Below are 12,049 nucleotides of genomic sequence, written 5' to 3'. Positions count from 1 at the left end.
CGATTCATCCCCCTGTCCATACCTTGTGAAGGAGCATGCTCATGGCCGGAGACACCCCGCTGACTGTGATCGGTAACCTGACCGCCGATCCGGAGTTGCGGTTCACCCCCGCAGGTCACGCGGTCGTGAATTTCACCGTCGCGTCCACGCCGCGATACCTCGACCGTAACGCCAACGAGTGGAAGGACGGCGAGGCGTTGTTCATGCCGTGCAGCATCTGGCGCGAGGCCGCAGAGAACGTCGCGGAGTCGCTGACCAGGGGTGCGCGGGTGATCGTCACTGGTCGGTTGAGGCAGCGCAGCTGGCAGACCCCCGAGGGCGACAAGCGCAGCCGGGTCGAACTCGAGGTAGAGGAGATCGGGCCGTCGCTGCGGTTCGCCACCGCGAAAGTCAACCGCACCACCCGCCCCGGCAGCCGCAGCAGTGACGCCAGCGGCTTCGGCGAGGACCGGTCACGCTCGCGGGAGCTGGTCGGGGCGACAGCCACCGGTGGTGGTGATGGGTGGTCGTCGGATCCCTGGGGTAATGCGGGTGCGGGGTCGTTCGGCGGTGGATCCGGCGACGACGTCCGATTCTGATCGGAGGCGTTGAGGGCATGTTGGGGGGGCCGGGCTGGTCGTCTGGCCGCTCGCCCCGCCTTCCTGAGGGCTACCAGGGTGGCGCCCGCCGCGGCTGCGGGCCCGCGCCCGATCGTGAACGAATTCCCCCGGCGCGCCGTCCACCGGCCATGTGGCCGTCGTGTGTTCCAGCGCAGGGAATTCGTTCCCGCCCGCAGCTGGCGCGTTCCCTCCGCCGCGTCGTTCACCACCCTGGCCGGTCGCCCTCAGGCGGGTCGCTCGACCAGCCACCCACCCCTCGTGTCGTAAGAGGACGCGCGTCGGCGGGGTGGGTTCGTTTTCCTTCGCGAGACAGGACATTCGTCATGACCGAACGCAGTGCCTTCCTCGACGCCATCACCCACATCGACCACCTGTTCACCACCGACTCCGCCGCGGCGCGGCGCGCGTTCCCCGCGGCGCTCGCGCTGGCCACACCCGAAGACCGGGCGTTCCTCACCGGGCTCGCCGACACCTTTACCCGCTACCCCTTCCAGATCGCGCACCGCCGCCTCGAGGCGGTGTGGAAAGCCCACCCCGAGCACCGTGACCGCATCAGCGTATGCGCACCCGACACCGACCCGGGCCTGCACCATCGGCAGCTGCTCGGGTTGTTCGAAGTGTCGTTCGCCGCTGCCGAGCTGCCGCCGCTGCCGGTGCGTGACCGCTACCGGCCGCTGGTGACCCGCCGTGCCCCGACCCACCGGGTCGACGCCGCCCGCCTCGCCCCCGCGCGGATCGCCGCACGGGTGGCGGCGCGGACCGTCCGCGTTGGTGATCATCGCGGGCCGGTCCTCACCCGTGCCCGCCTGTGCGACGCGCTCGTCACCGACTACGCCCAGACCCTGTTGTTCACCGACCTCGGCGCGACCGACGACGAGCACGAGGACGACCCGCTCGCCACCGTCTCGGTCGCGCCCGTCGCGCCCGGCATGCGGGTCCGCTCCGCCGACCAGCCGCGGGATTCCGAGGCCGCGGCGCAGATGTGGGACCGCGTCTATGTGGCGTACGTCGCCGCCCAGTACGACGACGAGCTGCGAGCCGCCTGGGACGAGCAGCGGTGGCGCGCCGCCGAACGCGCCGACCGCGACTCCGCCGAGGCTTCCCTGGCCCAGCGCGCTCGCGCCTACCTCGACGCGGCCGAACCCTCCAACCTCCTGCCTCGCCGCTCCGCGCCGCGGACACCGCGGCGGCGTAGCCGCATCAGCGAGGAGGAACGCTTCGCCTTCGCCGCCGCCCGCACCACGCTGCGGGTGCGCGATGACGACCGGCCCGAAATCCCCGACCAGGGCAACGGTCTCGACTACGACCGCGCCGCGATGGTCGCTGTCACCGGGTGGTGGTGCGTGTCCTGCTTCATCGAACGCGCCACCAGCGACCAGCGTGCGATCCACACCCGCAGCGGCCGCCTCGTCTCCGACGACGGCCTGTGCGACCTCTGCCGCGCCGACGGCCGCCCCGGCATCCCGCCGCTGCCCGAGAACTTCACCCTCGAACAGTTCGTGCTCTCCCGGTGTGAGTACCTCGCCGCGGCCTACCCGCGTGCGGCGCACGGCCTGCTGAAGGAGGTGTGGCATCGCGCCGCACCGCACCCGATCTGCCGCATCATCAGCCGCTACCTCCACCAGCACCCCGAACTCGGGCCCGCGCCCAGCCCCGCTGCGTCGCGGCGGGCCGCCGCCCCGTCGGTGCGCCGTACCTCCCGCCCGCGGCGTCCGCAGCTGGCCGCCGACCAGCGCCACGGACGCTGCGACGGCTGCACCCACCTGACCGTCATCCACATCGACGGCTACTGCACCACCTGCCGAGTTGACCTCGGCCTCATCCCCGCCCGCCGCGCTCAGCCGCGGGCGGCCTGACCCGAGCACTCGCTGCGCCCCTCGATCACCGGTCCGCCGTGGCTGCCCCGCGCCCACGGCGGACCGGTTCACCACACAGGAGTCCACTCATGCACCGCCGATTGGCACGCCGCCTGCGGATCCACTTCCGCCACGTCACCTACCAGCTGTACCTCCCGACCTGGCTGCGGCCTGCCGCGACGATCTCGGTTTTTCTCAACGTCGACGGCCCCTCCATGCGCCGCCACTACCACCGAGGGGCACCGCTCCTGGCTGCGTACGAGTACACCGTGCCCGCCGCCAAAGTGTGGTCCGACGAGCTCATGCTCGAACGCGCCTTCGCCACGTTCAACGGACACCCGCAACACCTCGACGACCACGCCCACGCCGACGCCTGGGCCGCCCAGCGGCATCGCTCGCTCTCGGTCGGCGACGTCGTCGCCATCGACAACCGCTACTACGCGTGCGAGCGGTTCGGATGGGCGCGCATCCCCTCTCCGCGCGCCTGAGCGTCGGCTCCACCGGCCGCCGGGCCGGGACCGCACCACGGTCCCGGCCCCCCTGATCAGCCCACCGCCACTACCCCAGGACCGCCATGCCATACCCACATCTCCCTGCCACGCTCACCACCTACCTCAACCCCATCAATCCACAGCTCTGCTCCCCATCTCCTACACTTCTTCACCGCCACCCAATGCCTCCCTCTACCTCTTTTCTCAAGCAAACCTCTTGCATCCAGGATAACAATCCCATAACGACCAGGGGAAATGCTTGATTTGACTAAAAAATAGTCAAACTCGACCCCTAGCGCTATTCCTACAGCGGGCGCTTGATGGATGCATGACCGCGACAATTCATAAAGTCGTGGCAGGCAATGGCTACCAATATTACCTGCGTAATGTCGCCGCGCACGACGCCAGCTCGCGCGGCCGTGACAGCCTGGCCGACTACTACTCCGCACACGGAGAAGCACCCGGTGTCTGGCACGGCACCGGCTTGACCGCACTGGGCATCGACGACGGTGCTGAAGTCAGCGAAGAACAGATGAAATCCCTGTTCGGACTGGGGCGTCACCCGAACGCCGAACTCATCGAAACCGAGGTCTACGACGAGCAGATCAGCCTCGGCGCCAAGCACGACCACGCGGCACGCGCGGCCGATCAAGCGTCGCGTTTAGGCAATCCGTATCGGGTTTACGCCGAGGTTTCCGCGTTCCGAAAACGATGCGCGAAAGCGTTCGAGCAACACAATATCGCGCATGGAGCAGACCCGCACGACGCCATTCCCGCTACCGAACGAGCGCGGATTCGCACCCATGTCGCGTTCGAAATGTTCTGCGAAGAGTACGGTCGTGCGCCACTGAATGCGCGGGAGTTGTCGGGGTGGGTGGCGAAGAACTCGCGGCCGAACACGACCGCGGTCGCGGGTTTCGATATCACTTTCTCACCCGTCAAGTCGGTGTCGGCGCTGTGGGCGGTGGCGCCGCGGGCGGTCGCGGACAAGATCGAGACCGCGCACCAGCGTGCGGTGCGTGACGCGTTGGGGTGGCTCGAACAGCACGGGATCTTCACTCGGTTGGGTCGCAACGGTGTGCGCCAGGTCGATGTCGAGGGCATTGTCGCGGCGTGTTTCACCCACCGGGACTCCCGCGCTGGGGACCCGGACCTGCACACGCATGTGCTGATCGCCAACCGCGTGCGCACCTTGGATGGGAAGTGGCGCACTCTGGATGGCTCCGCGATCTACCAGGTGGTAGTCACGGTGTCGGAGATCTACAACACCCGTCTCGAGCACCACCTGGAGGATCTCGTGGGCGTGGAGTTCGCCGCACGTCCCACACCGGATCCGGCGAAGCGCCCGATCCGGGAAATCGTCGGCATACCAATGGGATTGATCGAGGCGTGGTCGCGGCGCGAAACCGCGATCAAGGGGCGGGTGGGTGAGCTGGCTGCGGAGTTCCAGCAGCGGTTCGGGCGCGAGCCGATCCCGGCGGAGATGTATGAGTTGGCGCAGCGCGCCACGCTGGAAACCCGCCCCGCCAAACACCAGTTGCGGTCACTGGCCGAGCAACGCCGCACGTGGCGCGCTGAGGCGGTGGCGTTGCTCGGCGGCCGCGACGCGCCGTCGCGGATGATTGCCGCGGTGTTGAATCCGGTGCGCGCGCCGCGGATCGCGGTGTCAACGCAGTGGATTGCGCGCACGGCCGACCAGGTGCTGGAGGTGGTGGCCGAGCACCGCGCGACGTGGCGGGCCACCAATGTGCGCGCCGAAGTCGAGCGGCAGCTGCGTGGCCGCATCCGCGGTGAAGAGTGGGAACAGGTCACCGACGCCGTGCTCACCGAAGCGCTCGCCCCGGGCCGGTCGATCCCGCGCGGCGACCCGGATGTTGCCGACGAACCGGAATTGGGCACCGTCCCGGAGCTGTTGCGACGCCGCGACGGTGCCAGCGTGTACACCGCCGCCGGCTCGCCGCTGTACACCTCGGCAGGCGTGTTGTCGGTGGAAGCGGCGTTGATCGAGCTGTCGGTGCAGTCCGGCGCCCGCCGACTCTCCCCCGACCTGGTGAGCGCCGCGGTCGACAACTACAACGACCAGCACGCCGACCGGTCATTGAATGCCGGGCAGATCAGCGTCATCGACAGTTTCGCGACCTCCGGGTTGCGGGTGCACACCGCCAACGCCCCCGCCGGATCGGGCAAGACCACCGCGATGGCCGTGCTCACCGACGCCTGGCACGCCAGCGGCGGCCAGGTCCTCGGCCTGGCCCCCACCGCGGCGGCCGCGGCGGTGCTGGGTGAGTCGATCGGCGCCCGCACCGAGACCGTCGACAAGGTTCTCGACGTCCTGTCCCGGCACACCCCGCACCCCGGCAACCCCGCGCTGGCGCGGGATATCCCGCCGTCGCTGCCGGAATGGGTGCTGCAAATCGGCTCCGACACGTTGGTCATCGTCGACGAGCACGTCAAAGTCGGCAACCTCAAACGCCTACGGCTGCTGCGATTTCTGACCGAGCGCGGGGCTACGATCCGCTGCATCGGCGACGATCACCAGCTCCCCGCGATCGAGGCCGGCGGCGCGGACGCCGACATGAACGCCGCAGCCCCCGAACAGACCTTGACGCTGACCCATGTCGTGCGGTTCGCCTCGACCGCGGAAGCGACCGCCAGTTTGCAGCTGCGCGAGGGCGATCCGGCCGCGTTGGGCTGGTATCTGGACAACGCTCGTGTGCACGCCGGGCACCTGGGCGCGACCCAGGACGACGCCTACACCGCCTGGGCTGGCGATCATCTCGCCGGCCGCGACACCATCATGCTCGCCGCCACCCACGAGGTCGTGACCGCGTTGAACGAGCGTGCCCGCGCCGACCGGATAGCCCGCGACGGCGGTGTCGTCGGCGCCGAAGTCATGCTGGCTGATCGCTTGTCGGCGTCGGTCGGGGACACGATCCGCACCCGCCGCAACAATCCGCGTCTGCGTGTGGGCGCACACGATTGGGTGCGCAACGGCTACGCCTGGACCATCACCACCGTCGACAACGACGGCAGCCTCACCGCCACACACCAGCGTTCCGACGGAAAACCAGGCCAGAGTGTGCGACTTCCCGCCGACTATGTCGCCGCCCACGTGCGGCTCGGGTACGCGGCGACGATCGATTCCGCGCAAGGCATCACCACCGACACCTGCCATGTCGCACTCACCGGAACCGAGTCCCGCCAACAGCTCTACGTCGCGATAACCCGCGGCGTGCACGCCAACCACGCCTACATCCCCACCGCGTTGGACGGGGATGAAGGCTCGTTCTGGAGCGAACCGGCGGCGTATCCGCGCACCGCGGTCGAAGTTCTGCAGCGCATTCTCGGCCGGGACGGCGCACAGAAATCGGCGCACACCCAACTACGCGACGCCCTCGATCCGCGCGCGCGGATCGGTCGCGCGCTCGATATCTACCTCGACGCGATCGGTGTCGCCGCCGAAGCCGCGCTCGGCCCCGACGGGCTACAGCGCATCGATGCGGCTGCGGACGCGTTGCGCCCGAACCTCACCGACAGCCCCGCCTACCCCGTGCTGCGTCAACATCTGGCGACGATCGCGCTGTCCGGGCGCGATCCGACCGCCGCCCTGCACGCCGCCGCCGGCGCGCGGGAACTCGACACCGCCGACGACATTGCCGCCGTTTTGGATTGGCGCCTGGATCCCTCGGGCGCGCACTCCACCGGCATCGGACCACTGCCGTGGACACACGGGATCCCGCGCGGCCTGCGCGAGGACTCCGATTCCACCCAGCTCGCGTCGCGTGCGCGCATCGTCGGCGACCTCGCCGCGCAGATCCGCCGCGACACCCAGCACTGGACGCCGAGTGCCGCACCGCACTGGGCGCGTCCCCTCGTCGGCGTCGACCCCGGGCTGCTGGGTGAGCTCGCGGTCTGGCGTGCGGCCCTGCATGTCGACGACCGCGACATGCGGCCCACCGGGCCACGCCGCTACAGCCCGCTCGAACGCGACCATCAGCAGCTGCTGGACGCACGCGTCACCGACGCGCTCGGCGACATCCACCTGCCGGTCAACACCTGGGCCGCCACCGTCGAACGCCTCGACGCCCGCATCATCACCGACCCGTACTGGCCGGTCCTCGCCGACAAAATCGCCCTCGCCGCCCGCGCCGGACTCGGCATCGCATCTCTGCTCACCGACGCCGCCGCGAGACGACCGCTGCCCGACGAAATGCCCGCCGCCGCACTGTGGTCGCGCCTGGAACTGGAACCCTCGGCCCTCGACACCGGCGTCGGCCACCGCACCCTGCAACCGGACTGGATCACCGATCTACACACCGTGCTCGGCGCGGACGCCGCCGACCGCGTCACCACCGACCCCGCCTGGCCACGGGTGGTCGCCGCGATCGACCGCGCCACCGGCACCAACTGGACACCCCGGCAACTGCTGGCCACCGCCCACGAACTACTCCTCGCCGCCCAACCCGACCACGCGACCGGCCTGCGCCCCGACCAACTCGCCTCCGCGCTGGCCTGGCGCATCGACGCCGTGCTCCACCACACCCCTCACACGCCAACCAGCACACCCGCCGACCACCAACCACCCACCGCAACCGAGCCGATGACAACCACACCACCACAGCCGCCCGAACCCGATCAGGTCCGCAACCCGCACCTCATCCCCGAACCCGCACACCCGCCGGAACCAGCGACACAAGCAGCACACCCTGATGAACTCGGGGCCGAGGTTCCTGACGGCATCCGCCGGGTGGCGCAACTATTTCAGACCGGCGAGATCACCGCCGCGGTCGCCGCGTTCGGTGACATCACCGGCATCGCCACCGACGAACAACGCGCGATCCTCACCGACATCGCCGACACCCTCTACCGCCACAGCTTCCCCGTCGCCCGCGCCCGCCTGCGGTGGGCCGGCGAACGTTTCCCGCAGCACCGAGCACTCATCGACGCGTGCACACCGACCACCGACCCGCACGTCTACCAACCCGCCACCACACCCACCGAACCCGCCTACCGGCGCGACCGACGCCACGAAACCGCCCGCGACCACCACGAATACACCGACCCCGACGCCCGCCGCGACCCCCTCACCCACGCGCAGACCGACGCCCGCCGAGCCGAGCAGGACTACCGCGACACCCGCGCTGACGTCGACGACCAGCCCTACCACACCGTCATTCCCGACGGGGTCGCCCATCACTACTACCGCGAAGTCCTACCCGACACGCGCGCGAAGTACCGCCCGCTCGACTACGACCTCGCCGCCCTCCCCGACACCCGCGGGCTCGGATGTGTGGCGTGCGGCCTCGAACGCACCCGCACTGACGCCACCCCCGTGCCACCACGCCGCGCCGACGACGGCCTGTGCGGCGAATGCCGCGACACCGGCGAACCCGGCATCCCCGACCACAACCCCGCCGACCACATCACCGCCCGCTGCGACCACATCACCGCCACCAAACCCGCGACCGCCGCCCGCGCGATGCTGCGCCGCGACTGGCGCAACACCCGCAACCCCACCCACCGCGCCGCCATCGAAGCCTGGATCCGCAACCACCCACTACTCGGCGCCGAGCACGAGTCACGACCCAACGACGCCGCCGATCCGGCCGCGGACAATCCGTTGTTCGCACTCACCGACGACCAACTCGACGAGCGCATCGATCAGCTGCAGCAGAGCCTGGCGCTTGCCGACACCGACACCGTCCTGTACGGCCCACCTCAGCACACCCCCGACAACCAGGCAGATACCGACGAACTCATCCGCCGCCATATCGCAGCACAACAAGCCATCCGCGACTCCCGCACCGCCGACCAACAACTCCACACCGCCGCGAAAGCCTTCCACGCCACCGCCACCGAACTCGCCGACACCCGCACCGAACTCGACGCCACACCCGCCTACCGCCGCAGCCAACGCCGGACACTTCAGACCCGCATCGACACCCTCATCACCGAACAAACCACCCGCAGCCGCAACTACCGCACCGCGCGCGCCGCCGCGCGCGCCGCCAACCGCGAGGCCATCCTGCTCGCCGGGACCGCCGATAACTGGGACCACCTCTTGGACACCGACCCCGAACCCGTCCCCAACCATCGACGCGCAGACACGCGCGCCGAGACAAACGACGAGGCCCGGACGAGGATCACCGACATCAGCCAACAACTTGACCAATACCGCGCCGAACAGCAACGACGGCGCACCCTCGACCCGACCCAGTTAGCGCGAGAACAACAACTCCGACCGCACACCGCACCGGCCAACGACGGCGACCAAGAGATCACCAACCAGCACACCGAGCCCTCCCATCGGCAGCGAGATGACGACCTCGGTCTGTAAGGCGCGGATCCGCTTCCGGCGTCTTGGCTGCGCACCCGTAGCAGGCCATCCTCTCGATGGCTGCGGCACGGTGGACGGGCCAGCGCGCTCACCGGCTGCCGAATCGGTCCGCGTTTACCGTTCGAAGCCCATGTAGATGTCCTTGCCGGTGCGCCACTGGCCCTTCTTCAGGAACTGCGGATAGATGCGTTCCTCGGCCTGCATCTGCTGTGGAGTGAAGAACCGCATGTGCTCCACGGGCCCGTCGAGATCGGCCCAATCCTGGTCGACTGCCCCGGATTCCAGGTGCGCTTGGAAGTAACACTCGACTTTGTGGCGGTGGTGCTTCTCTTCCCAGTATTCGAAGACATGCACCAGCTCACCGGCGGTGACATGGAGTCCGGTTTCCTCGTGGACTTCGCGACGGATGCAGTCGTGCAGCGACTCGCCGGGTTGCAGGCGACCGCCGGGGGTGTACCAGATCCGTCCGTCGTTGGACACCAGCAGCAGATCCTCCCCGCTGGTGACCAGAGCGCGTGCGGTGACCTGGATCTGGAACTGTTCGATGGTGTCGCTCATCCATAGTGTCCTTCCCTGGGCTGATCGTCGACGAGCCATCGCCGGATGCATGCGCGAGTTCTGTGTGACGAATAACTATTCGAGCCGCGAGTCCCGTCCAGGTTGGCTTCGTTCTGCGGCGATGCGCGCTGCCTTCCCGCCGGCGGTCGCGGTCGGGCACGGTCTGGGGGTTGTCCGGCGATGTTGAACCATCGGCCGGAGCGGTTGAATCAGGACATGCTGAGTTCTGCGATCGTGGCCGCGGTGACACCGTTCCAGCCCTCCGCCGAGGTGGATTTCGCCGGGTTGACAGACTACCTGAAGTTCCTAACGGCCACTGGCGTGAGCGCGATCCTCGTGAACGGGACGCGGGGGAGTTCGCCAGCCTCACCCTTGGTGAACGCCGGGCGGTGACCGAGCACAGTCGCAGCACGTGGGCTGGCACACTGATCGCGCACGTCGGCGCAACCGCTACGGCCGATGCCATCGCGGCGGTGCAGCATGCTCAGCAGCATGCCGACGTGCTGGCGGCGATCACCCCGTACTTCTTCGCCGCCGCACCCGAGGCGGGAATCGAGCAGTTCTTCCGGCAGGTACTGGCCGCATCCGGCAAGCCGTGGCTGCTGTACAACTTCCCGCGTCACACCGCGAACCCACTCTTCCCACCGTGGTGGCGCGGCTGGCCGCAGATTTCCCGCAAGTAGTGGGGGTGAAAGACCCCGGCAAGGATCGTGCGGCGACGCGCGAGTACAAGACCCGCTGCCCGCGACTGTCTGTGTTTCTCGGCGACGACCGCGCCCCAGTGTGACTCACCGAGCTGGGACTCGACGAAGTCGTCACCGGCGCGGGCGGCCCGGTCGCCGAACTGCTGGTGGCGATCACCGCAGCAGCAGCTCGTGGCGAGTTGGACTGTGCGCGGTCGTGGCAGCGCAACCTCGACGACTACACCGATACCCGCAAGGCGGTGCCATTGTCGGACATCGCGTTTATCAAGGCTGCGGTTGACGCGCGATTGCCCCGGGTTCCCGGCTCATGTTCGCACACCGCTGGTACCGAGGATGCACTCCAGCGCAAACGAATTCGACGGTTCATGCGCGCCGACGTCATACCCGCAATAGATGCCGTGCTCTGCCACCGCACACGACGTACGGTCATCGCGCCTGCCTCGAAAAAAGAACTGGAGGTCGGCGGTGCTCGAGCCCACGATGGTGCCATGGCCAACGACGCAGGCACCGCGACGCGGATCGAATGGCATGAGCTGCCGCAGCCGGTACGCGCCGGGATCGAGCGCCGCCTCGGCTCCCGGGTGCGGTCAGCGGTCACGCAGCCGGGTGGGTTCAGCCACGGCACGGCCGCGCGGCTGCTGTTGACCGACAGCCGCAGGGTTTTCGTGAAGGCGATCAACCGTGACGACGCTCTGTGCGGGATGTACCAGACCGAGGCAGGCACCGCAGCGCGGTTACCCCGCACAGTGCCGACACCGTCGGTGCAGTTCATGATCGACATTGCCGGGTGGTTCGCCGTGGTGTTCGACGACGTCGACGGCCGCCATCCCCGCCTCGACCGGCCGGGCGAGCTGAACGCGGTGCTCGCCACCGTCGAACAGTTGGTGAACGCGCTGACGCCCAGTCCCCTCCCCGAGGCACCCACTATTGCCGACAGCTACGGGCCGGAGCTGAACGGCTGGCGACAGTTCGCCGAGCACGGGCCACCTGCCGACCTCGACAGCTGGTCGCTGCGCAATCTCGACCGGCTCGCCGCCCTGGAATCGACCTGGCCCGAACACGCTGACGGCGCAACTCTGCTGCACACCGACCTGCGGCCGGACAACATGCTCCTGCGCCCCGACGGCACCGTCGCGGTGATCGACTGGGCCTGGCCGTGCCTCGGCGCCGCCTGGATCGAACTCGTCTCGCTGGCACCATCGATAGCCGCCAGCGGAATCGACCCCGGCCCGATCCTCACCACGCACCCGGTCACCCGCGCAACCGATCCGGTCGCTGTCGATGCCTTCCTCGCTGCGCTGGCCGGCTACTGGGCGCGCAACAGCCGCATGCCCGCACCGCCACGGTCACCGAAACTTCGCCTCCACCAAGCACGCTCAGCGCAGGTGTCACGAGAATGGCTGCGTCGACGACTCGCATGGCCGTAACCGCCACACGGCCGCACAATGCGGAGGTTGCACACCCATACGATGGGAGTACCCGCTGGCAAACCGCCCGGCGCGAA

At 68.9% G+C, this 12,049-nt stretch carries 6 protein-coding genes and 1 pseudogene; 6 read left to right on the top strand and 1 reads right to left on the bottom strand.

All coding sequences use genetic code 11. The features are described from left to right. Positions 1-41 precede the first annotated feature (41 nt). From IU450_RS28505 to mobF, 4 genes are all read left to right on the top strand, one after another. Positions 42-578 carry a single-stranded DNA-binding protein gene (locus IU450_RS28505; RefSeq protein WP_195152818.1) on the top strand — a complete coding sequence of 179 codons (537 nt, stop codon included), beginning with the start codon at positions 42-44 and terminating at the stop codon, positions 576-578. A gap of 344 nt (positions 579-922) precedes the next feature. Further along, a complete protein-coding gene (locus IU450_RS28500; RefSeq protein WP_195152817.1) occupies positions 923-2,455 on the top strand; it encodes a hypothetical protein in 1,533 nt (510 codons plus the stop codon). An 89-nt stretch (positions 2,456-2,544) separates the two neighbouring features. Then, the gene (locus IU450_RS28495; protein ID WP_195152816.1) at positions 2,545-2,943 is read left to right on the top strand and encodes a hypothetical protein; all 399 of its coding nucleotides are present in this window, start codon (positions 2,545-2,547) and stop codon (positions 2,941-2,943) included. A gap of 331 nt (positions 2,944-3,274) precedes the next feature. After that, complete coding sequence (gene mobF, locus IU450_RS28490) at positions 3,275-9,283, top strand: MobF family relaxase (protein WP_195152815.1); 6,009 nt, start codon at positions 3,275-3,277, stop codon at positions 9,281-9,283. Positions 9,284-9,397: 114 nt separating this feature from the next. Here mobF and IU450_RS28485 read toward each other — a convergent pair whose 3' ends face one another. Next, positions 9,398-9,841, bottom strand: coding sequence for an NUDIX domain-containing protein (locus IU450_RS28485; RefSeq protein ID WP_195152814.1), 444 nt, complete (start codon positions 9,839-9,841; stop codon positions 9,398-9,400). 180 nt (positions 9,842-10,021) lie between these two features. Between IU450_RS28485 and IU450_RS28480 the strand changes: the two are divergent. Continuing rightward, positions 10,022-10,524 (top strand): annotated as a pseudogene (locus tag IU450_RS28480) (dihydrodipicolinate synthase family protein). A gap of 509 nt (positions 10,525-11,033) precedes the next feature. Continuing rightward, the gene (locus IU450_RS28475) at positions 11,034-11,972 is read left to right on the top strand and encodes a phosphotransferase (protein WP_195152812.1); all 939 of its coding nucleotides are present in this window, start codon (positions 11,034-11,036) and stop codon (positions 11,970-11,972) included. Positions 11,973-12,049: the final 77 nt, after the last annotated feature.

It is taken from the genome of Nocardia abscessus, assembly GCF_015477775.1.
GTDB classification, from domain to species: domain Bacteria; phylum Actinomycetota; class Actinomycetes; order Mycobacteriales; family Mycobacteriaceae; genus Nocardia; species Nocardia abscessus_A.
This window is presented reverse-complemented; position numbering and strand designations above follow the sequence as displayed.

Coding starts and splice junctions, on each gene's coding strand:
- IU450_RS28505 (WP_195152818.1), top strand. CDS start 42: ATGGCCGGAGACACCCCGCTGACTGTGATCGGTAACCTGACCGCCGAT.
- IU450_RS28500 (WP_195152817.1), top strand. CDS start 923: ATGACCGAACGCAGTGCCTTCCTCGACGCCATCACCCACATCGACCAC.
- IU450_RS28495 (WP_195152816.1), top strand. CDS start 2,545: ATGCACCGCCGATTGGCACGCCGCCTGCGGATCCACTTCCGCCACGTC.
- mobF (WP_195152815.1), top strand. CDS start 3,275: ATGACCGCGACAATTCATAAAGTCGTGGCAGGCAATGGCTACCAATAT.
- IU450_RS28485 (WP_195152814.1), bottom strand. CDS start 9,841: ATGAGCGACACCATCGAACAGTTCCAGATCCAGGTCACCGCACGCGCT.
- IU450_RS28475 (WP_195152812.1), top strand. CDS start 11,034: ATGGCCAACGACGCAGGCACCGCGACGCGGATCGAATGGCATGAGCTG.